Origin of the sequence: Aurantimonas litoralis, from assembly GCF_026153195.1 — a bacterium.
Taxonomy (GTDB): domain Bacteria; phylum Pseudomonadota; class Alphaproteobacteria; order Rhizobiales; family Rhizobiaceae; genus Aurantimonas; species Aurantimonas coralicida.
Genome location: NZ_JAPFBM010000001.1, coordinates 18,266 through 44,551 on the forward strand (window position 1 = coordinate 18,266; position 26,286 = coordinate 44,551).

Genomic DNA, 26,286 nt, shown 5'->3' on the forward strand with positions numbered 1-26,286 from the left:
ACCAATGTTCTGCGATGAGCCGAAACTAGTCCAGCGTGCCGGATCGGAAACCCCTGCACGCCGGTATTCGCGCGGGTTGCGTCAGACGCCGACGAGGCGCTCCAGCTTGGCCAGCGCGGTATCGGGGTTCTCGCCATAGGCCAGCGTGCCAGCGAGTTCCCCGGTCTCGTCGATCAGGAAGGTCGTGGCGGTGTGGTCCATGTTGTAGTCGTCGCCCTCGCCGATCTTGGCGGAGTAGACGCCCCAGCCCTTCAGCATCGCGGCGATCTTGTCCGGTGAGCCGCTCAGCGCGGTGATGTCCGGGGAGACCGCCTCGACATAGTTCTTCATCACCTCGGGCGTGTCGCGCTCGGGATCGACGGTGACGAAGACCACCTGCAGATCGCCGCCTTTTTCCGCCAGCTGCTTCTGGTAGCCGGCCAGCTCGTAGAGCGTCGTCGGGCAGACCTCGGGGCAATGGGTGAAGCCGAAGAACACCGCCGTCGGCTTTGCCCGCAGCTCGGCCTGGGTGAAGGGCTGGCCGGTCTCGTCGATCAGCGAGAAGTCCGAGCCGTAGGGCTCGCCGCTGCGGCCGGGGCCGCCCTGGGCGTAGATCAGCGCCAGGGCCACCGCCGCGCCCGCAATCAGCCCCACGATCGTCCAGAGCGCGGCCCGGAACATCTTCACTCCACTCATGTCGTCCAGCGGGCGCCGCATGCGGCCTCGCCCGTCCCCTGCTCGTGCATCTGTCGGTCTGTATTGCAGTGCCGATAGCACGGCGGGAGGCCGCTGCGCGACAGGTACGGTGCTGATCGACGTTCACGAAGGCGCCAATCGTCGCGGCGCCCGTGCCGACCTCGTGTCCTGTCAGAAGCAGGCTGCCCAGCCGGCCTCCAGGAGATGCAGGAAGATTGCTTCGCCATGCTGCGCCCAGCCGGCGACGGCCCCGCCCGAAAGAAGCGCCAGCGCGACGACCGCCAGGGCGATCAGCAGCGCAGTCCGGCCGCCATGTGTAGCGGCGCCCTGCCGTGGTTCCTCGATCGTTGGGACATCCTGCGTCATCGGTCCGTCCTGCGCGCCTTCGCTCCGGCCATCATAGCGCCGATCGGCCCGCCACGCACCTGGCGCCCGGCAACGCGCGACGAACCGGTGCCGCCTGCGCCGCTCAGGCCGCGGCGCTCGCCCCCTCACCGCGATCGGCGGCAAGATAATAGAGGAGCGCCGCGCCCGGCATGGCGATACCGATGACGCAGATGCCGGTCCAGCCGAAGGTTTCCAGCACCGGGCTGGTCAGGGCAGAGCCCAGCGCGCCGCCGAGGAAGAAGGTCGTCATGTAGACGGCGTTCAACCGGTTCCGGATGCTGGCATCGAGCTGGTAGATCTCGCGCTGGCCGAAGACGAGATTGGCCTGGACGCCGAGGTCGATGAGGATGCCGGCCGCGACCAGCGCGACCAGCGAGGTCTCGCCGAACAGGGCGGCGACGAAGGCAATGACGACGGTGGCGATGGCCGCGATGGTGCCGATGCGGGTATAGCCGCGATCGGCCAGCCGTCCGGCGATGGGCGCGGCGAAGACGCCGAGAACGCCGGCCAGCGCGAACAGCGCGACGCCACTCGGCGAAAAGCCGTAGGGCTCGCGCAGCAGGATGATCGGCGCCGCCGTCCAGAACAGCGAGAACGCCCCGAACATCGCCGCATGGTAGAGGCCGCGCCGGCGCAGCACTTTCTGGTGCACGAAGAGCTTGCCGAGCGAGGCGATCAGCGCGCCATAGCCGCGCGTGCCCTCCGGACGCCGCTGCGGCAGCAGCGCCAGCCCGGCGACCATCAGCACCGCCACCAGCCCACCGGACAGGCCGAACACGCCCCGCCAGCCGACATAGTCGGCCAGGAAGCTCGCCGCCGGCCGGGCGAGGAGGATACCGGCCAGAAGCCCGCTCATGACATTGCCGACGACGGCGCCGCGCTCGTCCGGCGGGGCCAGATTGGCGGCCAGCGGCACCAGCATCTGCGCGGCGGTCGACGAGACGCCGACGAACAGCATCGTCGCGAACAGCGCCGTCAGGCCCGGCGCCAGCGCCAGGCCGGCCAGTGCCACGAGATTGGCCGCCATGGTGACGAGGATCAGTCGGCGGTTCTCGACGACGTCGCCAAGCGGCACCAGCAGCACGAGGCCGATGGCGTAGCCGATCTGCGCCACGGTGACGATGGCGCTCTCCGCTGCCACCGACAGGCCGGTATCCTCGCCGATCAGCGCGACGAGGGGCTGGGCGTAATAGAGATTGGCCGCCAGCGCGCCGCAGGCAAAGGCGAAAAAGACGGTCAGCACCGGGCCGAGGCCGGACGGCCGCGCGTCTGTCTCAACCATATCCTCTGGCGCGCCTGCGATGGCGGAAGCCTGTGTCATCGTCTGATCCTGTCGGTAGGGCCGCGGCGGGTTCGGCGGCATGACGGAGACCGCCGCCGTTTCGCAGTTGCGAGATAGGGCAGGCCGGACGGTGATCATCCCCGTTTGACGGTGCGTTCGGCAAAGACATCTGCTGCGGCTTGCAAGTGCCCCGCCGGCCCTTATGGTTCCCGCGATTGCGAAGACGACGAACAGGATGACGCGCATGCGCTTTACCGGGACCGACGCCTATGTGGCCGGCAAGGACCTCACCATCGCGGTCAACGCCGCGATCACGCTGGAGCGGCCGCTGCTGGTGAAGGGCGAGCCCGGCACCGGCAAGACCGAGCTCGCCTTCCAGATCGCCGAGGCGCTGGGGCTGCGGCTGATTCAGTGGACGGTGAAGTCGACGACCCGCGCGGCGCAGGGCCTTTACGAATACGACGCCGTCTCACGGCTGCGCGACAGCCAGCTCGGCGACGAGAAGGTCAACGACATCCGCAACTACATCCGCCGCGGCAAGCTCTGGGAGGCCTTCGCTTCGGAAGAGCGCGTAGTGCTTCTGATCGACGAGATCGACAAAGCCGACATCGAGTTTCCCAACGATCTGTTGCAGGAACTCGACCGGATGGAGTTCGACGTCTACGAGACCGACGAGACGATCCGCGCGAAGCACCGGCCGATCGTCATCATCACCTCCAACAACGAGAAGGAACTACCGGACGCCTTCCTGCGCCGCTGCTTCTTCCACTACATCCAGTTCCCCGACCCGGAGACGCTGGCGCGGATCGTCGACGTCCACCACCCGCACATCAAGCAGGATCTGGTGCGCGCGGCGCTGACCCAGTTCTACGAGATCCGCGAACAGCCCGGCATCAAGAAGAAGCCCTCGACCTCCGAGGCGCTGGACTGGATCCGGCTCTTGGTCGCCGAGGACATCGAGGCCAAGGATCTGCGCGAAAGCCCGACGAAGGCGCTGCCCAAGCTCGCCGGAGCGCTTCTGAAGAACGAGCAGGACGTGCACCTCTTCGAGCGGCTCGCCTTCCTGGCGCGGCGGCAGGGGTGAAGGGCGACGGCGCCCGTCGAACGGAACGAACAGGAGCCAGCATGAAGGACGCGGTGCGGATTCGCCCGATCGGACCGGACGACGAGGCCGAATGGCGCCGGCTGTGGACCGACTATCTGACCTTCTACGAGGCGAGCGTGTCGGAGGAGGTCTATGCCACGACCTTCGCGCGGCTTCTGTCCGGCGACGACAACGAGTTCCGTGGCTTGATCGCGGAAGCGGACGGCCAGCCCGTCGGCCTCGTGCATTTCCTGTTCCACCGCCATTGCTGGCGGGTCGAGAATGTCTGCTATCTGCAGGACCTCTATGCCGACCCGGAGGTGCGCGGCACCGGTGTCGGACGCAGGCTGATCGAGGCGGTCTATGCGGCGGCAGACGCGGCGGGCTCACCGACCGTCTACTGGATGACGCAGGACTTCAACACCACTGCGCGCAAGCTCTACGACCGCATTGCGGCGGTGACGCCCTTCATCAAGTACCAGCGAAAGCTCCCGTGATGACCACCCTGCCGATCTACCAGGTCGATGCCTTCACCGACCGGCTGTTCGCCGGCAATCCGGCGGCCGTCGTGCCGCTCGAAGCCTGGCTGCCGGACGCCGACATGCTGGCGATCGCGGCCGAGAACAATCTGGCCGAGACGGCCTTCTTCCTGCCGGCCGGCCCGGCGCGCTGGGAATTGCGCTGGTTCACCCCGGCGATCGAGGTGCCGCTCTGCGGCCACGCGACTTTGGCCACCGCCTTCGTCCTCGCCGAATGCCTCGACGAGAGCGCGGCGACGCTGACTTTCGTGACGCGCGAATCCGGCGAACTGACCGTGACCCGCGGCGAGGACGGCTGGTTCGTCATGCGCTTCCCGCGCCGGCACGAGGCCGGCACCGTGGATGTCGCAGAGATCGAGCAACTGGCCGAGGCCCTCGGCGCGCAGCCCAAGGCCGTGATCTCCTATGCCGTGCCGAACGACACGTCGTGGCTGGCGGTGATGGACAGCGCGGCCGAGGTCGAGGCGCTCGTTCCCGACATCCGGGCGATCGCCGCCCTGCCGCCGCGCAACGTCATCGCCACGGCACAGGGCGCGCCCGGCTCCGGCCTCGACTTCGTCTCGCGCATGTTCGCGCCCAAGGCCGGCATCGACGAGGACCCGGTCACCGGTTCGGCGCATTGCTCGCTGGTGCCCTATTGGGCGGTGGAGCTCGGCGGAAGCGCGTTCACCGCGCGGCAGGTGTCGAGGCGTGGCGGCGATCTGCGCTGCCGTCTGGAGGGCGAGACGGTCGTCGTGGCCGGTCAAGCGGTGCTCTATCTGACAGGCGAGATCGCCGTTCCCGGCTGAGAGGGCATCAAGCGGTCAGGCCGATGCGCCCTATTCCGCAGCCTCGACGGTCTGGGCGGCATCGATGGCTTCCATCACCAGTTCCGGCCGCCGGGCCAGCACGTTGAGCAGCACCCGGGCCGGGCCGGTCGGATAGCGCCGCCCCTGCTCCCAGTTGCGCAACGTCGCGATAGGCACGCCGATCTTCAGCGCGAAATCCGCCTGGGTCAGCTTCAGCTTGCGCCGCAGCCGGGCGACGTCCGGCACCTCGATCTTGTAGCGATGGACGGTGACCTGCGAATCGTCGCCCTGAAACCATTTCAGCGCCTGCTCCAGCGACTCGAGCATATGGGCGTCGGCTTCTTCCTGGGTCTTTCTTGCCTTCATCACGCGCTCACAATCCGAACAGTCGCTTGATTGCATTGATCCGGTCGATCACGGCGAACACCTGCTCCAGAGGCTGCCGCTGCCGAACCGACTGGGGCCGCAACTCGAGAAGCACCAGCTTCGAAAAATCGCCGCTGATCGCATAGATCAGGTCGAACTCGCCAAAGCTCCATTGCCAAAGCGCCGCGTTTTCCACATGGGGGCGCCCGATCGCCGGGTCGTTCCCTAAAATATCCAGCGCGCGTTCCTTGGCCGCGCCGCCGAACTGGTAAAGCGCGCAGTCGAGTTCGAAACGCCGCGTCTCGGCGATCTGGATTTCCAGGCTCGAAGCCAATTGCCCCTCATATATACGCCGCTGGCGTAGCGCATTCAACTGCGGCAATGATAGGTTGCGCTTGTCGTCCAGACAATGACTTCCCGCCCCTGCTGCCCTATTCTCGCGGCCATGTTCCTGACCTTCTTCCTCAAGCTCAAGGCCGCCGGCGTGCCGGTCACGCTGCGCGAGCATCTCGCCCTGCTCGACGCCATGCGGGCCGATCTCGTCACCTACGATGTCGAGGGCTTCTACTATCTGGCCCGCGCGACACTGGTGAAGGACGAGCGCTTCATCGACCGCTTCGACCGGGTCTTCGGCGACGTCTTCAAGGGCGTGGAGGCCGTATCCGGCGAGGCCGGCGACGGCGTCGACGCGCGCGAACTGCCGGAGGAATGGCTGCGGCGGCTGGCCGAGAAGCACCTCACCGACGAGGAGAAGAAGCTGGTCGAATCCCTTGGCGGCTTTGACAAACTCATGGAGACGCTCAAACAACGGCTGGAGGAGCAGAAGGAGCGCCACCAGGGCGGCTCGAAATGGATAGGCACCGGCGGCACCTCCCCCTTCGGCGCCTATGGCTACAATCCGGAAGGCGTGCGCATCGGCCAGAAGGAAAGCCGCCACCGGCGGGCCGTGAAGGTCTGGGACCGGCGCGAGTTCCGCGACCTCGACGACAGCATCGAGCTGGGCACCCGCAACATCAAGGTGGCGCTGAAGCGGCTGCGCCGCTGGGTGCGCGACGGCGCCGAACAGGAGTTCGACCTCTCCGGCACGATCCGCGCTACGGCCGAGCACGGCTATCTCGACGTCAAGACGCGGCCCGAGCGGCGCAACGCTGTCAAGGTGCTGCTCTTCCTCGATATCGGCGGCTCGATGGACGATCATGTCCGCGAGGTCGAGGAGCTGTTCTCCGCCGCCCGCTCGGAGCTCAAGCACCTCGAATTTTTCTACTTCCACAACTGCCCCTATGAGCGGCTGTGGCAGAGCAATCACCGCCGCCATGCCGAGGCAATCCCGACCATGGACGTCCTCAACCGCTTCGGGCCGGAATACCGCGCCGTCTTCGTCGGCGACGCCTCGATGAGCCCCTACGAGATCGCCATGCCCGGCGGCTCGGTCGAACACTGGAACGCCGAGCCCGGCGCCGTCTGGCTCGATCGCTTCACGCGGCAATGGCCGAAATCGGTCTGGCTCAACCCGGTGCCGCGCCAGCACTGGGACTGGACCCAGTCCATCGCCATGATCCGCGAGGCCATGGAGGACCGGATGTTCCCGATGACCCTGAAGGGCATCGAGGCGGCAACGAAGACGCTGTCGCGCTGAATCGGTGGCGGACTGCCCGGTTTCCGCCCGTTCTGCATGCATAATTTTCAGGCAGGCATAGCGCGGCGATCCGGCATTCCCCATATTGGGCGGGACGCAACCAGACGGGAACCGACATGGCCAACCGCCTTCGCCTCGGCTCGCTTTTCGCGAGCCTTCTCTTTGTCTTCTCCTTCGTCGCGGTCGACTATGCCGACGCGCGGCGTGGCGGCAGCTTCGGCAGCCGGGGCTTTCGCACCTATCAGAGCGCGCCGGCGACCAGGACGGCCCCAAGCGCCGCGCCCGTGCAGCGCTCGATGACGCCCGGCCAGGCTACGCAGCCTGGCGGCAGCGCCGCGCAGAGCGCCGCCGGCGCCCGGCGTCCCGGTCTCTTCGGCGGCATCGGCGGCGGCCTTCTCGGCGGCCTGATGCTGGGCGGCCTGTTCGGCATGCTGATGGGCACCGGCTTTGGCGGCATGGGTGGCTTCCTCGCCCTCCTGGTCCAGGGCCTGCTCATCGGTCTTGGCGCGATGCTGCTGATCCGCTTCTTCCGTAGCCGCAATCCGAGCCCGGTCCGTGCCAACGGCTCCAGCCCCACCGAGCGCCGCGCCTATGAGGAGCCGGCGCAACCGGCCGGCAATGGCAGCTTCCGCATTCCCTCGATCGGCTCGGGCGCAGGTCTCGGCGGTGGCGCCGCGGCGGGCGCGGCGACTGCGGCGGCCGAACCGTCCGACGAGATCGGCATCACCGACGCCGACCTCGACACCTTCGAGCAGAAGCTGCACGAGGTTCAGGCGGCGTTCTCGCGCGAGGATTACGCCGCGCTGCGGACGATCACCACGCCGGAGATCATGTCCTATCTCGCGGAGGAACTGTCGGAGAACGCCACGTCCGGCCGCAAGAACGACGTTCTCGACGTCAAGCTCGAGCAGGGCGACATCGCCGAGGCATGGCGCGAGGGCGACACCGAGTATGCAAGCCTCGCCATGCGCTATTCGTCGATCGACGTGATGCGCGACCGGACCACCGGCGAGGTCGTCGAGGGCGATCCCGACACCCCGACCGAGACGACGGAATTGTGGACCTTCGTGCGCGACAAGGGCGGCGAGTGGAAACTCTCCGCCATCCAGGAAACCTGATCTCTCACGGGCCGGCTCTGCCGGCCCGTTTTCTTGTGGGGCTTCAGAAACCGGCGGCGCGGGCGAAGGCGACCATCGCCGTGCCGATCGCCACGGTGACGATCAGCGGCAGCCGCAGCGCCAGGACTATGCAGACCAGGATGGCGATGCGCTCGGGCCAGCCGCCGGAGACCAGCGCCGGAGTGACGATGGTCGTCAGCACCGCTGCCGGCACGGCGTTCAGCGCCGCATCGAGCCGCGGTGGAATGCTGCCGATGCGCGCCAAGAGCAGGTGCCCGCCGGTGCGCGTCAGATAGGTCAGGCCGCCGGCGAGCAGGATGATCCACCAGATCTCATCCATGACGGCCCTCCCCTTGCGCGGGTGCGGCCGCCGGCTTCGGCGGCATGAGGGCGGCGACCGCAATGCCGGCGAGACCACCCAGCGTCACGTGCCAGGGCGGCCCGAGGGTCAGATAGACGACGATGGACGCCGCCGCGCTGGTCAGGGCCACCGGGTAGAAGCCGCTACGGGCGCGAAACGTCATCAGCAGCGTCAGGAAATAGACCGGCAGGATGAAATCCAGCCCATAGCGCGACGGATCGTCGATCAGCGACCCGAACACCGCGCCGAGCGCCGACGAGGCGAGCCAGCCGACATAGAGCACGCAGCCATAGGCGAAGTAGAAGGTCTTGGTCAGCGGCTGGACGCTGGCCCGCGCTTCGGCCGCGCCGAACACCGGATCGACCAGGAAGAAGAAGGCCATCGCCTTCTGCAGGCCGGAGAAGCGATGCAGGTGCCGCCCGACCGAGGCCGAATAGAGCACGTGCCGGAAGTTCAGCGCCACCACGGCCAAGAGCACCGACCAGACCGGCGCGCCGAGCCCGATGAGCTGCAGCGCCGCGAGCTGCGAGGCGCCGGCATAGACCGTCGCCGAAAAGCCCATGGTCTGGGCAAAGCTCAGCCCTTCCGCCGTCGCGATCGTGCCGTAGACCATGCCGAAGGGCACGACGGCGAGAAGCACGGGCAGAAGCTCGCGCAACGCCGCGCGGATCTCCGATCGGGTGGTCTCGGTCACTGGACACTCGGGTTTGTGGATGGGCGCGCGCCGATTACTCAGCCCGGCTTATGCTTCTTCGATGCGCCGCACACAAGCCGTGCCCGGATGAACGGCGCGTCGCGCCCGCCCCCGGCTCAGAGCGACGGGTCGAGAATCTGCGCCTCGAACTCGGCCAGCGCGATGGTCCAGCGATCGAAGGCGTCGTTCAGCTGCGTACGGGTGACCCCGCCGCGCAGCGACAGGTTCAGCTCGACCACCGGGTACTGGTCCTCGGTCTGATACGCCTTGTGAAACGGATGCGTGCGGTTCCAGGCGTTCAGCGCGTCGAGCGCCACGTCGGGCCGGTCCCAGATGGCGTAGAAATTGGCGACCTCGCAGTCCGTCCCGTCGGTGCAATCGAGGAAGAACAGCTGGTAGGCGACGCCGTTGATGATGCCGGTGATCACCGGATCGCCCGTCTCGGTCGTCACGAGCTCGGCCTCGCCATAGCCCTGCGCGATGTCGAGGATGGTGTCGGTGTCGTCGGCGCGCAGGATGTCGGCGGTCATTTCGGCCGCCTCGGTGCCCGATTTCGCCGCCAGCGACCGCGACAACAGGCCCGGCTCCTCCTCGACGGCCGGCGGCGTCGAGACGGCGGTGGCCGAGACGGCTCCCGCAGAGATGGTGATCAGGGCGACGGCAAGACCGGTGCGCAAGAGGCGCGGCGGGCAGAGGAGCATAGGGATTCCTTGTTCGGACGCCGCCAATCTCTGCCTTGTATCAAGGACCTGCAAGCCGCGATCGGCGACGTGCTGCGGTTCTGGCGGCGACCGTGGCGGGGATACATCGTGCCCGCCCGGCGGCCCCGACGTCAGTTGCCGCGCGCGGCTCCAAACGATGGCGCCCCGCCGACGCCGGCCCGGCCATCACGCCGGCGCGCGAGCCCGAACCGGAGATTGTCGCGGCGAATCGCCGTCAGGCGTCGCGGCCGATCCGCACGAACCAGGCATCCTCGTCGATCACCTCGACGCCGAGCTCGGCGGCCTTCTTCAGCTTCGAGCCGGCGCCCGGCCCGGCGACCACGAGATCTGTCTTCTTCGACACCGAGCCGGCGACCTTCGCCCCCAGCCCTTCGGCCATCGCCTTGGCCTCGTCCCGCGTCATCTTCTCCAGCGAACCGGTGAAGACGATGGTCTGGCCGGAAACGGGCGACGTTGCCGCCGGCTGTTCGGCCGGCTGCACGTCGAGCTCGGCGACGAGGTCCTCGACCAGCTTCTGATTGTGGTCCTCGGAGAAGAACCGCGCCGTCGCGGTGATGACGGCCCCGCCGATGTCGTCGAGCGCGTCCATCTCGCCACTCGCCTCCTCGTCGCCGGCCGCCACCTTCAGCGCCGCCTCATGGAAGGCCTCGAAAGTGCCATAGGCCCGCGCCAGCGTCTTCGCCGTTGTCTCCCCGACATGGCGGATGCCGAGGGAGAAGATCAGCCGGTCGAGCGGAATGGTGCGCCGCGCCTCGATCGCCGCGAAGAGGTTCTTCGCCGAGACCTCGCCGAACCCCTCCTTGTCCTTCAGCTTCTTCAGCCCCTCCTGATTGCGGCCATGCATGCGGAAGATGTCGGCCGGCGTGCGGACCTGAAAATCGGGATCGTCGTAGAACAGGTCGATCTGCTTGTCGCCGAGCCCCTCGATGTCGAAGGCCTTGCGCGAGACGAAGAGCTTCAGATGCTCGCGGCGCTGGAAGGGACAGGCGAACTCGCCGGTGCAGCGGCGCACGACGCTCTGGGCGCCCGAGGCGGTTTCCTCGCGCACCACGTCGGTCTTCAGCTCGCAGGGACAGGTCGTGGGAAAGGCGAAGGGCTCGGCGCCCTCCGGGCGCTTGTCCGCGACGATGCCGAGCACCTGCGGAATCACGTCGCCGGCCCGCTGGATCTGCACCGTGTCGCCGACCCGCACATCCAGCCGCTCGATCTCCTCGGCATTATGCAGCGTCGCGTTGGCGACCATGACGCCGCCGACATTGACCGGGTCAAGCTTGGCCACGGGCGTCAGGGCGCCGGTGCGGCCGACCTGGATCTCGATCGCGCGCAGCACCGTCGTTGCCTGCTCGGCCGGAAACTTGTGGGCGATCGCCCAGCGCGGCGAGCGCGAGACGAAGCCGAGGCGCTTCTGCAGCGCCAGGTTGTCGACCTTGTAGACCACGCCGTCAATGTCGTAGCCGAGCCCGGCCCGGTTCTCCTCGATCGCGTGGTAGTGCGCGATCAGCCCCTCGATGGTCTCGAAGCGCTTCATCCGCGCGTTCACCGGGAAGCCGAAGCCTTCGATCGCCGCGACGACCTCGGTCTGGGTCTCGCCCGGCACCTCGCTCGCCTCGCCCCAGGCATAGGCAAAGAACTGCAGCTTGCGGGCGCGGGTGATCCCGGCGTCGAGCTGGCGCAGCGAGCCGGCGGCGGCATTGCGCGGATTGGCGTAGACCGGCTTGCCCTCCTCGGCCTGGCGGGCATTGAGGTCGGTGAAGGCGGCATGGCTCATATAGACCTCGCCGCGCACCTCGAAGACCTCCGGCGCCCTGCCCTTCAGCCGGTTCGGGATGTCGTCGATGGTCCGGGCGTTGCGGGTCACGTCCTCGCCGGTGGCGCCGTCGCCGCGGGTGGCGGCCGAGACCAGTTCGCCCTTCTCGTAGCGCAGCGACAGCGACAGGCCGTCGATCTTCGGCTCGGCGGTAATGGCCAGCGGCGCGTCGTCGTCGAGCTTCAGGAAGCGGCGCACGCGCTTGGCGAAGTCGGCAACATCCTCGTCGGAAAAGGCATTGTCGAGCGACAGCATCGGCACGGCATGGCGGATCTTGCCGAACTTCTCCGACACCTCGGTCCCCACCCGCGCGGACGGGGAATCCTCGCGGATCAGCTCGGGAAAGCGGGCCTCGATGGCGGCGTTGCGCCGGCGCAGCGCGTCGTATTCGGCGTCGGTGACGGTCGGCGCATCCTCGCGGTAATAGGCCCGGTCATGTTCGGCGATCTCGCCGGCCAGCCGCTCCAGTTCGGCCGCCGCCTCGTCCCTGTCCAGCGTCTCGACCGCCTTGTCGCTCATCGCCCGTCCGAATCCCTGCTGTTTGTCCGGCCCGTCATAGCCATTCGGGCTGCGGCAGGTCGAGGCCGAGAATGCGGTCCGCGATCCGCCCGCGCAGCCCTGGGGTCCACGCCGCCAGCGGCATCAGATAGCGCATCGCCAGGAGCGCGGCTGGTGGCGGCGCCGCGATGAAGTCGGTGCCCCGGCGGGTCGCATCCATGACGGAGCGCACGGAGGGGAGCCGGCGCATCTCATATTCGGTCTCGCGGGTCTCGCTGGCCAGGAAGGCCAGGGTCGCCGCGTCCCAGATGCCGAGATTCATGCCGCGCCCGCCGACCGGCGAATGGACATGGGCGGCATCGCCGGCGAGGAACACCCGGCCCTTGGCCATGCGCTCGGCGTGGCGAAAGCTGACATGGAAGCGCGAAGCCCAGGTCACGGATTCGATGCCGGGCACATCGCCGATCAGCGCTTCCGTCGACGGCGCGATGCCGACATAGCGGCCGCGCCGGGCGCCCAGCGGCAGCATGGCGACGGCGCCGCCGGGATCGGCCGATCCGCTGCGCAGGTCGATGCGCCCGACAGCGGGATCGACCGGCTTGTCGAAGACCACGTCGGCCAGGGCGAACTCCGCCGGATAGCCCGCGCCGCTCCACGGAATGCCGACATCCTCGCGCACCGCCGAATGGGCGCCGTCGGCGCCGACGACGATGTCCGCCGGGATCGTTTCGCCGGTAGAGAGCGTGACGCGCGGGGCGTGGGTGTCAGCGACCGTCTGGAAGGCGACGCCCCATTCGACGTGCACGTCATGGGCGGCCAGCCATGCGATCATCAGGCGCTCCGTGCGCCCCTGAGGCAGGGTCAGGATGAAGGGATGCGCCGTATGGGCCGGCGCCGTGGTCATCTCGAACAGCCGCTTGCCATTGTCGGCGACGGCCATGCGCGAGATCCGGTTGCCCTCGGCCAGCAGGCGGTCGGTGATGCCGGACGCCGCGAGGATGTCGAGCGTGCGCGGCAAGACGCCGAGCGCCCGCGACTGGTCCTCCGGCGTCGGCCCCTCGCCGGCATCGACGATGCGCGGCGCAAAGCCCCGGCGGCGAAACTCCACCGCGGCGGCCAGTCCGACCGGCCCGGCGCCTGCGATCAGGACGCGGCGGGCCGTCACGGTCACGCCCCCGCGCCGATGAGCCGGGCGGCGGCGGCGCGGGCCTCGTCGGTCACCGTCTCGCCCGCCAGCATACGAGCGATCTCCTCGCGCCTTCCGTCCTCGCCGATCGGCGCGACGCGGGTGGCCACGCGGTCCTCGCCGGAGGCGGCGCTGCCCTTGGAAATCAGGAGATGGGTCGTGGCGCGCGCGGCAACCTGCGGGGCATGGGTGACGGCGAGCACCTGCACGTTGCGCCCCAGCCGGCCGAGACGGCGGCCGATGGCGTCGGCCACGGCGCCGCCAACGCCGGTGTCGATCTCGTCGAAGACCAGTGTCGGCGCCGAGCCGCGATCGGCCAGCGCCACCTTGAGCGCCAGGAGGAAGCGCGACAGCTCGCCGCCCGAGGCGACCTTCATCATCGAGCCGGCGCGGGTGCCGGGGTTGGTCTGGACGTAGAATTCGATCTGGTCGATGCCGGCGGCGGACGGGCTTTCGGGGTCGCTCGTCTGTTCGACGAGGAAGGTCGCGCGGTCGAGCTTCAGATCCGGCAGTTCGGCCATCACTGCGCCTTCCAGAAGCCGCGCGGTGGTGCGGCGCTTCTCCGACAGTTCGGCGGCGGCGCGGTCGAAAAGCCGGCGCTTTTCGGCCAGTTCGGCCTCCAGCTTGCCCATCCGCTCCTCGCCGGCATCGAGATCCGCCAGGTCGCCGATCATCCGGGCGGTCAGTTCCGGCAGATCGTCGACCGGCACCGAATATTTGCGGCCAGCCGCGCGCAGCGCGAACAGCCGTTCCTCGGTCTCTTCCAAAGCCCGCGGATCGAACTCCAGCGAGCGCAGCGCCGTCTGCAGCGCCATCTGCGCGTCGGACAGCGCGTCGAGCGCCGTGTCCAGCCGGTCGATCGGCTCGTCCAGAAGGCCGGGCAGCTCGTCGCGCTTGCGGTCGAGCCGCTTCAGGAGGCCGGCGAGCTGCGGGATCGGCGAGGACGAACCGGACAGCTCCTCATGGGCGTCGTTGACGTCGGTGGCGATCTTCTCGGACCGCATCATCACCTGCCGGCGCTCGGCCAGTTCCTCCTCCTCGCTGGCGATCGGTGCCAGGTCGGAGAGTTCGTCGACCGAAGAGCGCAGATAGTCCGCCTCGCGGGCCGCCGCCTCGACGCGGGCGCGATGGGTGCGCAGCTCGTGCTCGGTGGCGCGCCAGTCGGCATGGGCGCGGGCGACGAAGGCCGCCTCCTGCTGCAGCCCGCCATACTGGTCGAGCAGCGTGCGGTGGGCCTGCGGGTCGATCAGCGCGCGGTCGTCGTGCTGGCCGTGGATCTCGACCAGCGCCTGGCCGACGCTGCGCATCAGGGAGACGCTGGCGGGACGATCGTTGATGAAGCCGCGGGTGCGGCCGTCGGCGGTCTGGATGCGGCGCAGGATCAGGTCGCCTTCGCTGAGATCCTGCTCGTCGAAACCGTTGTCGAGGAGGATCGCCCGCACGCCGGCGCCGGACGGCAGGTCGAAGGCCGCCGTCACCTCGCCCTGCTTGGCGCCATGGCGCACCAGGCCGCCATCGCCGCGCCCGCCGAGGGCGAGCGACAGCGAGTCGAGCAGGATCGACTTGCCCGCGCCGGTCTCGCCCGTGAGCACGGAGAGACCCTCGTCGAGGGCAATGTCGAGCCGTTCGATGAGAACGATGTCGCGGATCGAAAGATGAACGAGCATGACCGGGATCGTCGGTACTGAACCGCCACCGAAATGGCAATGGCTCGTCAAGATAGTGCGGATCGGAGCCAAGCGCACCGGCAATCGGCGAAAACCGCCGGAGCCGTCACCGCGTCCGTGCGCGCGGCTGCCGCGCCTGCCCGGCGGCCTGATGACGCAGGCCCCGCAGCCCGACGTGACGCATGCCCGCCTCAAGCGTCGTCAGGAATGCTGACCGGGGACGGACCCCGGCCCGGTCTGTCTCAGGCGCCGGTGATCTTGCGCGCCGCCACGCCGAACCACGACGTCGCACTGCCTTCACGCGGCGACAGGCCGTTGGTCTGCAGGAGCTGGTAGGAATCGCGGTACCACTGCGAATCCGGGAAGTTCTGGCCGAGCACCGATGCCGCCGCCTGCGCCTCGCGGGTCAGCCCCATGGCGTAATAGGCTTCGGTCAGGCGGGCCAGCGCCTCTTCCACGTGCCGGCTGTCGGAATAGACGTCGACGACGTTCTTGAAGCGGTTGATCGCCGCGACGTATTCGCGCCGCTCCAGATAGTACCGGCCGACCTGCATCTCCTTGCCGGCGAGCTGGTCGCGGGCAATGCGCAGCTTGGCGCGCGCGTCATCGGCATATTCGGAATCGGGGTATTTCTCGAACACCTCGCGCATGGCCGCAGCCGCGCGGGCCGCTTCCTTCTGGTCGCGGGTGACGTCCGGGATCTGGCGGTAATAGGCCAGGCCCATGATGTACTGGGCGTAGGCCGCCTCCTCGCTGCCGGGATACAGCGACAGGTAACGCTTGGAGGAGTTGATCGCCGTGTCGTAGTCGCCGCTGCGATAGCTGGCGAAGGCGCTCATCACCAGCGCCTTGCGGGCCCATTCCGAATAGGGATGCTGGCGGTCGATGGCCTCGAACTTCTTGGACGCCTCGCTGAGACGGCCGCCTTCGAGATTGGCGAGCCCCTGATTGTACAGGACGTCCGGCGGATCGGTCTGGGCGGCGAGCGCAAGCGCCTCGACGTCGCTGGTGTCCGAACTCATGCAGCCCGACAGGCCGGCGGATGCGAGACCCAGCGCCAGAGCGCCGGTGAGTTTCGCCACCCGCAGTCGGCGCAAGGCCGGATGGTCGTGCGGATTGCTCATTCGTGCTGATCCCCCTGCTTTCAAAAGCCCGGCTGTCTTACGCCGCGCCTTCGTCGTCAGCAACGCTCAAGCCGGTTCAACCCGTCTTTTTTGTGACGCAGCGTCCCGATCAAGCGCACGTCATCGTGTGCGACACCGGTTTTGTCGACCGGACGCGGCGGTTGCGCAATGTCGATGTCAGAGAGTCTGCGGACCGTAGGCGGGCGCCGCGACGGCGACCAGCGGCGCATGACGGACCGGATCGACCCGGCGCGACGGTGCCTCGACGATCTCGTAGGCCCGGCGGTCGGCAAGAAGCGCCTGCAGCGCGAGACCGTTGAGCTTGTGGCCGCCGCGATAGGAGCGGTAGCAGCCGAGCACGCGGGCACCGGCCAGCGCTTGGTCACCCACCGCGTCCAGCGCCTTGTGGCGGACGAATTCGTCGTCGTAGCGCAGGCCGTCCGGATTGATCACCCGGCCGTCGTCGCCGATGACCACGGAATTGTCGAGCGAGGAGCCCAGCGCAGAGCCGGCGGCCCACAGGCGCTCGACATCCTTCATGAAGCCGAAGGTGCGGGCGCGGGACAGATCGCGGGCGAAGCGCTCGGCGGTGAGATCCGCCTTGTAGACCTGCCGGCCGATGGCCGGGGTGGCGAAGTCGATCTCGATCTCGAAGCGGGTGCCGTTGTGCGGCAGATATTCGGCGCGGGCGCCGTTCATCTCGACCGAGACGGGCTTCAGGACGCGCACATAGCGGGCCCGGGCCGACTGGCCGACGACGTCGGCCTCGCGGATGCCCTTGATGAAGGCGGCGGCGCAGCCGTCCATGATCGGCGTCTCATGCGCATCGAGCTGCACGACGACATTGTCGACGCCCATGGCGTAGAGCGCGGCCATCAGATGTTCGATCGTCGCGACATGGGCGCCGCGCGGATCGCCGACGACGGTCGCCAGATCCATCGGCGCGGCATTGCCGGTCACGGCCTTGATCTCGTGCAGGTAGCCCTGCTTGTCGCACAGGTGGAAGACGATGCCGGTGTTGACCTCGGCCGGAAGCAGGGTGAGCTGGACCGGGAGACCGCTATGGACGCCAATGCCCTCGAAATAGACCCTGGATCCAATTGTCTGCTGGAACATTCGCACTATCGGCAACCTTTCCCACCAGCATCGGCGCGGTGCTCCGCGTCTCAGATACCGGCATCCCCGCTCGGGAGCTTCGTCGTCAGTGCTGGCCCGCCCCCTCTCCCCCTTCGGAGGAATCGGGCCATCCCGCACTCTGCAATTCGTGACAAATTCCCTAGAACGAACAGGCCCTTCGACAAAATCACGGTTCGTTACCCGTTGTTACCGCCGGAACGGGGCCGAAAACACGAATGCCAGTGATTTCATACGCTTGCCGTAAAAAAGGCCCGCCGAGCGTGCCGGCGGGCCTTGTGTCAAACCTGCAACGTTGACGGTCAGTTCGCCTGACGACGCAGGAAGGCAGGGATTTCGAGTTGGTCTTCCTCGCTGACGGCGCGCGGCTGCGGGGCCGGACGGGCCGCCGATTCCGCGGCCTGACGGCGCGGGGCGTAGGGGTTCGGCTCGACCACGGCACGACGCGGCTGCTCGGCCGGCGCATGACGTGCCTCGTGCGGTGCGGCTTCGTCGTCCTCGCGGCGCGACAGGCCAGTCGTCAGGCGACGCAGCAGGCCCATCGGGCCCCGCTCGTCATGGGCGTCGGCCGCCGCACGGCTCTCGATCTCGGCCCGCACGTTCGGCGGGAAGTCCTCGACCTGGGGCATGCGCGGTGCCGCTGCACGCGGAGCCGGCTCGGCGGCCGGGCTGACCTGGGCGATCTCGGCCTCAAGGGCGGCGGTGAAGTCGTCCTCCATCTCGGCCTGGGGCGCCGGGGCTTCGGCATGGACCGAAGCTTCCTGGACGGGTGCTGCGGCCGGGGCCGGCTGCTGGGCCGCCGGACGCACGGCCGCGACCTGCGTTTCGGGCAGCGCACGCGGTGCCGGGGCCGCCGTCGGACGGATCTGGTAGGCGGCGGTGTGCTCGGCCGCTTCCATCTCGGCCTTGTCGATGCCGGTGGCCACGACCGACACGCGGATGACGCCTTCCAGGTTCTCATCAAAGGTCGCGCCGAGAATGATGTTGGCGTCGTGGTCGACTTCCTCGCGGATGCGGGTCGCCGCCTCGTCCACCTCAAACAGGGTCAGGTCACGCCCGCCAGTGATCGAGATCAAAAGGCCGCGGGCGCCCTTCATCGAGGTCTCGTCGAGCAGCGGGTTGGCGATCGCGGCCTCGGCGGCGGCCATGGCGCGGCCCTCGCCCGACGCTTCGCCGGTGCCCATCATCGCCTTGCCCATCTCGCGCATCACCGAACGCACGTCGGCGAAGTCGAGGTTGATCAGCCCTTCCTTGACCATCAGGTCGGTGATGCAGGCAACGCCCGAATACAGAACCTGGTCGGCCATGCCGAAGGCATCGGCGAAGGTGGTCTTGTCGTTGGCGATCCGGAACAGATTCTGGTTCGGAATGACGATCAGCGTGTCGACGTTCTTCTGCAGTTCCTCGATGCCCTGGTCGGCAATGCGCAGACGGCGCTGGCCCTCGAAGTGGAACGGCTTGGTGACCACGCCGACCGTGAGGATGCCCTTTTCGCGCGCCGCACGGGCAACGACGGGAGCCGCACCGGTGCCGGTGCCGCCGCCCATGCCGGCGGTGACGAAGCACATGTGCGAGCCCAAGAGGTGATCGCAGATCTCGTCGATGGATTCCTCGGCGGCGGCGCTGCCGACTTCCGGCTGCGAGCCGGCGCCCAAGCCCTCGGTGACGGCAACGCCCATCTGGATGATGCGTTCGGCGCGCGAGGAGCGCAGGGCCTGCGCGTCGGTGTTCGCGATGACGAACTCGACGCCTTCCAGCCCGGCGTTGATCATGTTGTTGACCGCGTTGCAGCCACCGCCGCCGACGCCGAAGACGGTGATGCGGGGCTTCAGCTCGGTGATGTCGGGCTTCTTCAGGGTAACGCTCATGGTTCGATCCTCTTTCACGCAGTTCTGGCCGGTTCGCCGCGCGGCCGTTCGTTGGTGACTCTTCAGCGGCGCGCGGCGCGCACCGATCTCGTTGTTCGCCCGGCCGTCCGCGCGGCCGGGGGCGTTGTCAAAGGCTGCGTCTCAGCCAGGATCCGATCCGGCCGGCGCGGGTGTTCTCGTTGAAGGCGACCGTCGCGATGGACGGCGCCGAGACGTTCTCGCGGTGGGCGACCTGCGGGTAGATCAGCAGGCCGACGGCCGTCGCGAAGGCCGGCCCCTTGCTCGACGGATTCAGTCCCGACACGCCCATCGGCCGGCCGAGCCGGACGTTGCGCTGCAGGATGGTGCGGGCCGTATCGCCGAGACCGGCCAGTTGGCTGGCACCGCCGGTCAGGACGATGCGCTTGCCGATGACGTGGCCGAGACCGGACGAGGCCAGCCGGTCGCGGACCAGCTCCAGCGTCTCCTCGACGCGCGGCCGGATGATCCGCGCGACCAGCGAGCGGGCCACGGTGACCGGCGCGTCGTGGCCGTCCTCGCCGAGGGCGGCAACCTGCACGGTCTCGCCGTCCTGCATCAGCTCGGTCAGCGTGCAGCCATGCATGACCTTCAGCCGTTCGGCGTCGGCCAGCGGAATGGACAGGCCGCGGGCCAGGTCCATGGTGATGTGCCGGCCGCCCATGGCGACCTGGTCGGCATAGACGAAGCGACCGTTCTGGAAGATCGCGATGGTGGTCGCACCGCCGCCCATGTCGATGCAGGCCGAGCCCATGGCGGCCTCGTCCTCGACGAGGGTCGACAGCGCGCTGGCATAGGGCGTGGCGACAAAGGCCTCGACCATGAGCTGGGCGCGGTTGACCACCGCCTCGAGATTGCGCAGCGGCGTTTCCTCGGCCGACAGGACATGCATCGAGGCGCCGAGCCGCGACCCGGTCATGCCGACCGGATTGTCGAGGCCGCCCTCGCCGTCCAGCGCCAGGTCGTAGGCCATGGAATGCAGCGCCACGCGGCGCTCGTCGAGCGGCACGCGGGCGGCCATGCCGAGGACGCGCTCGACGTCCATCTTGTCGATCTCGCCGGAGGTCGCGATCTCGGCCGAGCCGCTGTGGCTCTTCAGGCGCCCGGCGGTGACCGAGACGATCAGGGATTCGATGGTCAGGCCGGCCATCCGCTCGGCAGCATCGACGCACAAGCGGATCGACTGCTCGGCCGCGTCGAGGTCGACGACGACGCCGGACTTGATGCCGTGGGAACGCTGGTGACCGACGCCGATGACCTCGATCGTATGGGTGCGGCCGGGCAGCATCTCGCTGGCCAGGCGCGGCTTCAGGCGCGCGATCAGGCAGGAGATCTTTTCCGAGCCCACGTCGAGCACCGAGATGATCCGGGCGCGGCGCTTCGGCAATGCCTTGATGCGGGGCAATTCGTCCCCGCCGCGATTGAACAGACTCATACCGGCTTGTCCTTCCGGCTACGCTTGATGAGCTTCTCGCGCTCTTCGAGGGCCGCGTTCCGGCGCACCAGGGCGTCGGGGGTGAGCTTGACGACCATGCGATCGGACAGCCGCATGTCGACGGAGACGATGTCCCGCGACAGAAGTCCGTTCTCCCGATCCATTCTCGCTACCTCGGCCAATGCTTCTACCGGCTGGTCTTCGGGCAACAGAACGGACAGGCCGTTCTCCAGTCGCAGATCCCACCGGCGGTCTCCGACGCGAACATACGCCTTGACCCTTGCGCGAAGCTCGGGAAGCACTTCCATTTCATCGATCAGGGCGGCGGCATGGGTTGCGGCGCCAGCGCCCACGACGATGGGCAGCGCGGCGAAACGGCCGGGCACGAAGGGGACGATTTCCTGTCCCTCGCGATTGACCACGACGAATTCCCGGCCCTTCTGCCAGACCGCATAGGGCCGGTGCTCGGAAATGCCGATCTTGACGCGGCCGGGGAATATCTTGGCGACCGAGGCGCGGTCGATCCAGGGCATCGCCTCCAGCGTCTCGCGGGCCGCGGATGGGTCGAGCGAGATCAGGCTCTGGGAGCCGGTCTGCCACAGCGCCTGCAGAACGTCGATTTCCGAGGTCTCGGCATTGCCGACGACGTCGATGTCCTCGATCGCGAAGCCCAGCGGCTGGGCGACGGAATCGACCACGGTGACCGTATGGCCGCCCTGGACGACGCCGTAGACGACCGATGCGCCGACGACGACGGCCGCCAGGCTCCCGAAGCGCGGCAGCGGCAGATGCGCCACGTCGCCGGCGAGCGCCGAGATCCGGCGGCCGAAGCGCGCGGTGCGCAGCATCAGCCGGCCGGCGGCACCCGGCCGCGGGTCGTCGTGATGATCATGATAGGCCCCGTAGGGGCGCTGGGCGGTCATCGGCGACATGAGGCATCCTCCACCATCCAGCTGAGAAGTTCGGGGAAGCTGTGACCGGACGCGGCGGCGATGTCGGGGACCAGCGAGGTCTCGGTCATGCCCGGCTGGGTGTTGATCTCCAGCCAGACCACCTCGCCGCCCGGACCGAACCGGTCGTCATAGCGAAAGTCCGAGCGCGACACGCCGCGGCAGCCGAGCGCCGCATGGGCGGCCAGCGACCAGCCCTGGATCTTGCGCGCGACATCCTTGGGCAGGTCGGCCGGGACGATATGGCTCGAACCACCGGGCACATATTTGGAATCGTAATCGTAGAAGGCGTGGCCCTCGGTGACGATCTCGCAGACCTCCAGCGCCACGTCGCCCATCACCGCGCAGGTGAGCTCGCGACCGGCGATGAAGCGCTCGATCATCACGATGTCGCCATAGGGCCAGTCGTCGCCATAGAGCTGCTGCGGCGGATGCGGCTGGTCCTCGCGGACGATCAGCACGCCGAAGCTCGAGCCCTCGGCCACCGGCTTGATGACGTAGGGCGTCGGCAGGACATGGCTTTCGGCCGCATCGAGGCGGTGGCGGAGCTTGGCTTCGGCCACCGGCACCCCGGCCGCCTTGGCGACGATCTTGGCCCGTTCCTTGTGCATGGCCAGCGCCGAGGCCAGCACGCCGGAATGGGTGTAGGGAATTTCCAGATATTCGAGGATGCCCTGGATGGTGCCGTCCTCGCCGAAGGGCCCATGCAGCGCATTGAAGGCGACGTCCGGGCGCAGGTGGGCCAGGGTCTCCGCAACGTTCCGGTCGACATCCACTGTCGTGACGGTGTAGCCGGCGGTCTCGAGCGCAGCCGCGCAGGCCTTGCCGGAGGCAAGGCTCACAGGCCGCTCCGACGAAAACCCTCCCATCAAGACTGCTACATGCTTGCCCATAGAACCCGATCCATCCTCAAAACGAGGGTATCAGCCATTCATCGCAGCCAGATGGTTAAGCGCGGGTTAAGGCACTCGCGCTAAATCAAGAAAATCGTAACGTTGCCACAATGGGGGTGGCAGATATCGGGTCTGGGGTTCTGTTCAATTTGCGTTCGCAGACAGCCGGTCCGTTAACGAATTGTCGATCATCTCCATGGTCGTGACCGTCAGGAGACATGCGATGTCGAACGATCTGCATGATGCCGTAGAGGAAGTCGTGATCCGCGCCAAGCAGGAGCGGACGGTGCTGACGCTGGCCGACGCCGCAAGGCAGATCGCCATCGCCAGGGGTGATACCGACCGCCGCGGGGACGGCGATCTGATGCTCGCCCTGATGAAGGAATCGGCCCGCCGGGGCGTGGCCATGCGCTTCAACTGAGACGCCGCGAAAGATCGAAAGCCCGCGCGGCGCACTGAACTGGCACGTGGGCGTCAGTTGCCGAGAAACGGCTCCACCACGGCGCCGTCGCGGAAGCGGCCGAGCCGCTTGATCTCCCATTCGAGCCGGATGCCCGAATTCTCCAGCACCCGGGCGCGCACCGTCTCGCCGAGGCACTCCAGATCGTAGGCCGTGGCCGACGCGTCGTTGATCATGAAGTTGCAGTGCAGCTCGGACATATGCGCACCGCCGACGCGAAGCCCGCGGCAGCCGGCCTTGTCGACTTCCTTCCAGGCGGAAGTGCCGGCCGGGTTCTTGAAGGTCGAGCCGCCGGTCTTCTCGCGGATCGGCTGCACCGTCTCACGGTGATGCTGGACCTCGTCCATCTTCGCGCGGATCTCGGCCTCCCCGGCCGGATAGCCCTCGAAGACCGCCGAGGTGAAGATCAGGTCGCGCGATGCCGCCGAATGGCGATAGGCGTAGCCCATCTCCTCTTTGGTGAGGACATGCACCGCACCCTTGCGATCCAGCGCCCGCACCTCGACGACCCGTTCGCAGGTCTCGACGCCGTTGGCCCCGGCATTCATGCGCAGGGCGCCGCCGATGGCGCCGGGAATGCCGTGGTAGAAATGAAAGCCGCCAAGCCCCGCCTCGAGCGCCGCCGCGGCCAGCCGCTTGTCGGGCAGCGCGGTGCCGGCGCGCAGGGTGCGCTCGCCGATGCGCTCGACCTGGCCGAAGCCCTTGGCGGACAGGCGGATCACCACGCCCGGCACGCCGCCGTCGCGCACCAGGAGGTTCGAGCCGATCCCGACGACCAGCACCGGGATCTCCTCGGGCAGCGCCGCCAGGAAGGTCGCCAGATCCGCCTCGTCGGCCGGCTGGAACAACAATTCGGCCGGACCGCCGGCGCGGAACCAGGTGATCTTGTCCATGCCGGCATCCGGCGTCAGCCGTCCCCGGACCGCCTCCAGCCTGCCGCCGAGGAAGGCCAGCAGATTCGTACCCGCCATCAGGCCGAGGCCCGGCCGTTGCCGGCGGCCAGCGCTTCCAGATCCTTCGGCAGCGCATATGCCCATTGCGAGATCGAGCCGGCGCCGAGGCAGACCACCATGTCGCCGGGCTCGGCCAGATTATGGATCAGCGGGGCGAGTTCTTCCGGCCCGTCGATCAGGCGCGCGTCGCGATGACCGCCGAGCTTCAGCCGCTCGACCAGGATCTCGGAGCTGACGAAGTCGATCGGCTCCTCACCGGCCGCATAGACCGGCGCGATGATCACCGTGTCAGCGTCGTTGAAGCAGGCGGCGAAATCGGCGAACAGCGCCTGCAGACGGCTGTAGCGGTGCGGCTGGACCACCGCGATGACCCGGCCGCTGGCCGACGAGCGCGCCGCCGACAGCGCGGCCCGGATCTCCACCGGATGGTGGCCGTAATCGTCGTAGATGGCGACCTCGCCGACGACGCCGGTCAGGGTGAAGCGCCGCTTGACGCCGCCGAAGCCGGCGAGGCCCTTGCGAATGGCGTCGCCCGAGATGTTCAGGCGGTGCGCGACGGCGATCGCGGCGGTGGCGTTGGAGACGTTGTGGCGGCCCGGCATCGGCAGGACGAGGCCGTCGATGCGCTCGGTCGTGCCCTTCACCCGGTCGCGGATCGAGATGTCGAAATGCGACTTGCCGGCGGTGAAGCTGACATTCTCAAAGCGTACGTCGGCCTGCAGATTCTCGCCATAGGTGATGATGCGGCGATCCTCGATGCGCGAGACCAGCGCCTGCACTTCCGGGTGGTCGAGGCACATCACGCCGAAGCCGTAGAAGGGCACGTTCTCGACGAAGGCGCAGAACGCCTCGCGAACCTTGTCGAAGGTGCCGTAATGGTCGAGATGCTCGGGATCGATATTGGTCACGACGGCGATATCGGCCGGCAGCTTCAGGAAGGTGCCGTCGGATTCGTCGGCCTCGACGACCATCCACTCGCCCTCGCCCATGCGGGCGTTGGTGCCATAGGCGTTGATGATGCCGCCATTGACCACGGTCGGGTCGAGATCGCCGGCATCCAAGAGGGTCGCGACCATCGAGGTGGTCGTCGTCTTGCCATGGGTGCCGCCGATGGCGATGGCATGGCGGAAGCGCATCAGCTCGGCCAGCATCTCGGCGCGGCGCACGATCGGCAGCAGCCGCTCGCGGGCGGCGGCGAGCTCGGGATTGCTGCGCTTGATCGCGGTGGAGACGACGACGACCTCTGCCTGGCCGAGATTTTCGGCGGAATGGCCGACGAAGATCTTCACGCCCAGTTCGCGCAGGCGCTGGACATTGGCGTTCTCGCCCTGGTCGGAGCCCTGGACGTTATAGCCGAGATTGACCAGCACCTCGGCGATGCCGCTCATCCCGATGCCGCCGATCCCGATAAAGTGGACCGGTCCGATGTTCGGCGGCATCTTCATGACCGCATCCCCCTGATTTCATATGTGTTCAGCTTGGTTTCACGGCCTGCGGCATAGACTCAACAAGGTCAGCAAGCAACTCCGCCGCATCCGGTATCCCCGTCGCACGCGCCGCCGCGGCCATCGCCGCGGCCTTGGCCGGGTCGTCGGCGATGCCGGCGATCAGCCCGGCGAGGCGTTCTGGCGTCAGCTGCGCCTGCGGCTCGACCAGCGCCCCGCCCTCGGCCTCCAGCCGCGCCGCATTGGCGGCCTGGTCGTGGTCGAGTGCATAGGGATAGGGCACGAGGATCGCCGGCCGTCCGACCACCGCGATTTCCGACACCGTCGAGGCGCCGGAGCGGCTGATCACCAGATGCGCCGCGCCGATCCGCTCGGCCATGTCGGAGAAGAACGGCGCGACCGTCGCGGGAATGCCCTCGGCTTCGTAGAAGCGGCGCACGGTCTCCTCGTCCTCGGCCCGGGCCTGCTGGGTGACGACCAGCCGCCGGCGCAGCGCCTCGGGCAGATGGGCGATCGCCTTGGGCATGACCTGCGAGAAGAACTGGGCGCCCTGGCTGCCGCCGAAGACGACGAGGTTGAACGGCGCGTCCGCCTCGGCCGGCCTGTAGGCCTGGCGCGCCGCGAGGATCACCGCCGGGCGCACCGGATTGCCGGTGACGGTGATCTTGCTGACGATGGCCGGATCGGCCTTGCCCTGCGGGATGCCGGCGGCGATGCGGTCGACCCGCGGCGCCAGGAACTTGTTCGCCCGGCCCATCACCGCGTTCTGCTCGTGGATCATGGTGGGGCGTCCGGCGCGCTGCGCCGCCATCAGCGGCGGCACGGTCGGATAGCCGCCGAAGCCGACGACCACCGCCGGGCGGATCTCGCGGATCAGCGCGCCGGCCTCGCGGAAGCCGCGCCACAGGGTCCACAGCGCCGAGAAGACCTTGACCGGGTTCTTCGAGGCGAAGGTCGCCGAGCGGACGCGGTGGATCTCCTTGACCGGAAACCGGTCGGCGAAGCGGCCGGCGCGGTCGTCGGTGACGAGATGGACGTCGTGGCCGCGCGCGACGAGTTCGTGCGCCAGCGCCTCGGCCGGAAACAGATGGCCGCCCGTGCCGCCGGCGGAAAGCAGGATCGTGGTCATGGTCAGGCGATATCCATGCGGGCCGCCGGACGCAAGCGCGCGCCGCGACGGGCTGTCATGCTCCGAC

Annotated in this window: 27 protein-coding genes; 7 read left to right on the forward strand and 20 right to left on the reverse strand. The window is 68.2% G+C overall.

What is annotated here, in order from left to right; all coding sequences use genetic code 11:
* Nucleotides 1–81: 81 nt before the first annotated feature.
* The 3 genes from N7I30_RS00085 to N7I30_RS00095 all read right to left on the reverse strand — a co-directional run bounded on the left by N7I30_RS00085 (nt 82) and on the right by N7I30_RS00095 (nt 2,383).
* Nucleotides 82–696 (reverse strand): SCO family protein, encoded by a 615-nt coding sequence (locus tag N7I30_RS00085; RefSeq protein WP_498635991.1) that lies wholly within the window; start codon nt 694–696, stop codon nt 82–84.
* Nucleotides 697–846: 150 nt separating this feature from the next.
* Nucleotides 847–1,041 carry a hypothetical protein gene (locus N7I30_RS00090; protein WP_491372413.1) on the reverse strand — a complete coding sequence of 65 codons (195 nt, stop codon included), beginning with the start codon at nt 1,039–1,041 and terminating at the stop codon, nt 847–849.
* Nucleotides 1,042–1,144: 103 nt separating this feature from the next.
* Nucleotides 1,145–2,383 (reverse strand): MFS transporter, encoded by a 1,239-nt coding sequence (locus tag N7I30_RS00095; RefSeq protein ID WP_498635993.1) that lies wholly within the window; start codon nt 2,381–2,383, stop codon nt 1,145–1,147.
* 205 nt (nt 2,384–2,588) lie between these two features.
* Between N7I30_RS00095 and N7I30_RS00100 the strand changes: the two genes are divergently transcribed.
* The 3 genes from N7I30_RS00100 to N7I30_RS00110 are packed head-to-tail and all read left to right on the forward strand — an operon-like array spanning nt 2,589 to nt 4,755.
* Nucleotides 2,589–3,428: an AAA family ATPase gene (locus N7I30_RS00100; RefSeq protein WP_024351977.1), complete on the forward strand. Its 840-nt coding sequence runs from the start codon at nt 2,589–2,591 to the stop codon at nt 3,426–3,428.
* Nucleotides 3,429–3,469: 41 nt separating this feature from the next.
* Nucleotides 3,470–3,925, forward strand: a complete 456-nt coding sequence (locus N7I30_RS00105; protein WP_498635996.1) for a GNAT family N-acetyltransferase — start codon at nt 3,470–3,472, stop codon at nt 3,923–3,925.
* The gene (locus tag N7I30_RS00110; RefSeq protein ID WP_498637080.1) at nt 3,925–4,755 is read left to right on the forward strand and encodes a PhzF family phenazine biosynthesis protein; all 831 of its coding nucleotides are present in this window, start codon (nt 3,925–3,927) and stop codon (nt 4,753–4,755) included. The genes N7I30_RS00105 and N7I30_RS00110 overlap by 1 nt, the downstream gene beginning before the upstream one ends.
* A 30-nt stretch (nt 4,756–4,785) precedes the next feature.
* On the opposite strand, the gene N7I30_RS00115 is transcribed toward N7I30_RS00110, so the two are convergent.
* Together N7I30_RS00115 and N7I30_RS00120 are read right to left on the reverse strand one after the other, a co-directional pair.
* Nucleotides 4,786–5,121, reverse strand: coding sequence for a helix-turn-helix domain-containing protein (locus N7I30_RS00115; protein WP_024351980.1), 336 nt, complete (start codon nt 5,119–5,121; stop codon nt 4,786–4,788).
* 7 nt (nt 5,122–5,128) lie between these two features.
* On the reverse strand, nt 5,129–5,629 hold the full coding sequence (locus N7I30_RS00120) for a hypothetical protein (RefSeq protein ID WP_475364996.1): 501 nt from the start codon (nt 5,627–5,629) through the stop codon (nt 5,129–5,131).
* Here N7I30_RS00120 and N7I30_RS00125 point away from each other — a divergent pair.
* Together N7I30_RS00125 and N7I30_RS00130 are read left to right on the forward strand one after the other, a co-directional pair.
* Entirely contained in the window at nt 5,567–6,757 is a 1,191-nt protein-coding gene (locus N7I30_RS00125; RefSeq protein ID WP_498635998.1) for a vWA domain-containing protein, read from the forward strand. The two genes, N7I30_RS00120 and N7I30_RS00125, sit on opposite strands and share 63 nt — an antisense overlap.
* 116 nt (nt 6,758–6,873) lie before the next feature.
* Nucleotides 6,874–7,875, forward strand: coding sequence for a Tim44 domain-containing protein (locus tag N7I30_RS00130; RefSeq protein WP_483212674.1), 1,002 nt, complete (start codon nt 6,874–6,876; stop codon nt 7,873–7,875).
* 43 nt (nt 7,876–7,918) lie between these two features.
* On the opposite strand, the gene N7I30_RS00135 is transcribed toward N7I30_RS00130, so the two are convergent.
* The 6 genes from N7I30_RS00135 to recN form a co-directional block, all read right to left on the reverse strand.
* On the reverse strand, nt 7,919–8,215 hold the full coding sequence (locus N7I30_RS00135) for an AzlD family protein (protein WP_024351984.1): 297 nt from the start codon (nt 8,213–8,215) through the stop codon (nt 7,919–7,921).
* Nucleotides 8,208–8,930, reverse strand: coding sequence for an AzlC family ABC transporter permease (locus N7I30_RS00140; protein ID WP_498636000.1), 723 nt, complete (start codon nt 8,928–8,930; stop codon nt 8,208–8,210). Before N7I30_RS00140 ends, N7I30_RS00135 begins: the two co-directional genes overlap by 8 nt.
* A 116-nt stretch (nt 8,931–9,046) precedes the next feature.
* Nucleotides 9,047–9,631, reverse strand: coding sequence for a YbjN domain-containing protein (locus tag N7I30_RS00145; protein WP_187390560.1), 585 nt, complete (start codon nt 9,629–9,631; stop codon nt 9,047–9,049).
* A gap of 235 nt (nt 9,632–9,866) precedes the next feature.
* Nucleotides 9,867–11,978 (reverse strand): NAD-dependent DNA ligase LigA, encoded by a 2,112-nt coding sequence (ligA, locus tag N7I30_RS00150; protein ID WP_491391286.1) that lies wholly within the window; start codon nt 11,976–11,978, stop codon nt 9,867–9,869.
* 34 nt (nt 11,979–12,012) lie between these two features.
* A complete protein-coding gene (locus N7I30_RS00155; RefSeq protein WP_498636003.1) occupies nt 12,013–13,128 on the reverse strand; it encodes an FAD-dependent oxidoreductase in 1,116 nt (371 codons plus the stop codon).
* Nucleotides 13,125–14,810, reverse strand: a complete 1,686-nt coding sequence (gene recN / locus N7I30_RS00160) for a DNA repair protein RecN (RefSeq protein ID WP_491391288.1) — start codon at nt 14,808–14,810, stop codon at nt 13,125–13,127. Before recN ends, N7I30_RS00155 begins: the two co-directional genes overlap by 4 nt.
* Here recN and N7I30_RS00165 point away from each other — a divergent pair.
* A complete protein-coding gene (locus N7I30_RS00165; RefSeq protein WP_498636005.1) occupies nt 14,809–15,024 on the forward strand; it encodes a hypothetical protein in 216 nt (71 codons plus the stop codon). The two genes, recN and N7I30_RS00165, sit on opposite strands and share 2 nt — an antisense overlap.
* Before the next feature lie 28 nt (nt 15,025–15,052).
* Here the strand turns inward: N7I30_RS00165 and N7I30_RS00170 are convergent, their stop codons facing one another.
* From N7I30_RS00170 to N7I30_RS00195, 6 genes are all read right to left on the reverse strand, one after another.
* Nucleotides 15,053–15,934 carry an outer membrane protein assembly factor BamD gene (locus N7I30_RS00170; RefSeq protein ID WP_024351990.1) on the reverse strand — a complete coding sequence of 294 codons (882 nt, stop codon included), beginning with the start codon at nt 15,932–15,934 and terminating at the stop codon, nt 15,053–15,055.
* A gap of 177 nt (nt 15,935–16,111) precedes the next feature.
* Nucleotides 16,112–17,050 carry a UDP-3-O-acyl-N-acetylglucosamine deacetylase gene (gene lpxC / locus N7I30_RS00175; RefSeq protein ID WP_188076297.1) on the reverse strand — a complete coding sequence of 313 codons (939 nt, stop codon included), beginning with the start codon at nt 17,048–17,050 and terminating at the stop codon, nt 16,112–16,114.
* Between the two features lie 320 nt (nt 17,051–17,370).
* Nucleotides 17,371–18,936, reverse strand: coding sequence for a cell division protein FtsZ (gene ftsZ / locus N7I30_RS00180; RefSeq protein WP_498636008.1), 1,566 nt, complete (start codon nt 18,934–18,936; stop codon nt 17,371–17,373).
* 127 nt (nt 18,937–19,063) lie between these two features.
* Nucleotides 19,064–20,389 carry a cell division protein FtsA gene (ftsA, locus tag N7I30_RS00185; protein ID WP_187390555.1) on the reverse strand — a complete coding sequence of 442 codons (1,326 nt, stop codon included), beginning with the start codon at nt 20,387–20,389 and terminating at the stop codon, nt 19,064–19,066.
* Entirely contained in the window at nt 20,386–21,321 is a 936-nt protein-coding gene (locus tag N7I30_RS00190) for a cell division protein FtsQ/DivIB (RefSeq protein WP_024351994.1), read from the reverse strand. Before N7I30_RS00190 ends, ftsA begins: the two co-directional genes overlap by 4 nt.
* On the reverse strand, nt 21,309–22,232 hold the full coding sequence (locus N7I30_RS00195) for a D-alanine--D-alanine ligase (protein ID WP_230784529.1): 924 nt from the start codon (nt 22,230–22,232) through the stop codon (nt 21,309–21,311). The genes N7I30_RS00190 and N7I30_RS00195 overlap by 13 nt, the downstream gene beginning before the upstream one ends.
* 223 nt (nt 22,233–22,455) lie before the next feature.
* Here N7I30_RS00195 and N7I30_RS00200 point away from each other — a divergent pair, with 223 nt between their 5' ends.
* A complete protein-coding gene (locus N7I30_RS00200; RefSeq protein WP_024351996.1) occupies nt 22,456–22,653 on the forward strand; it encodes a hypothetical protein in 198 nt (65 codons plus the stop codon).
* Between the two features lie 53 nt (nt 22,654–22,706).
* On the opposite strand, the gene murB is transcribed toward N7I30_RS00200, so the two are convergent.
* From murB to murG, 3 genes are read right to left on the reverse strand one after another with little or no spacing between them, the layout of a single operon-like run.
* The gene (murB, locus tag N7I30_RS00205; RefSeq protein WP_230784530.1) at nt 22,707–23,663 is read right to left on the reverse strand and encodes a UDP-N-acetylmuramate dehydrogenase; all 957 of its coding nucleotides are present in this window, start codon (nt 23,661–23,663) and stop codon (nt 22,707–22,709) included.
* Entirely contained in the window at nt 23,663–25,090 is a 1,428-nt protein-coding gene (gene murC / locus N7I30_RS00210) for a UDP-N-acetylmuramate--L-alanine ligase (RefSeq protein ID WP_230784531.1), read from the reverse strand. Before murC ends, murB begins: the two co-directional genes overlap by 1 nt.
* Nucleotides 25,091–25,118: 28 nt before the next feature.
* Nucleotides 25,119–26,225, reverse strand: a complete 1,107-nt coding sequence (murG, locus tag N7I30_RS00215) for an undecaprenyldiphospho-muramoylpentapeptide beta-N-acetylglucosaminyltransferase (protein WP_491390767.1) — start codon at nt 26,223–26,225, stop codon at nt 25,119–25,121.
* Between the last annotated feature and the right edge of the window lie 61 nt (nt 26,226–26,286).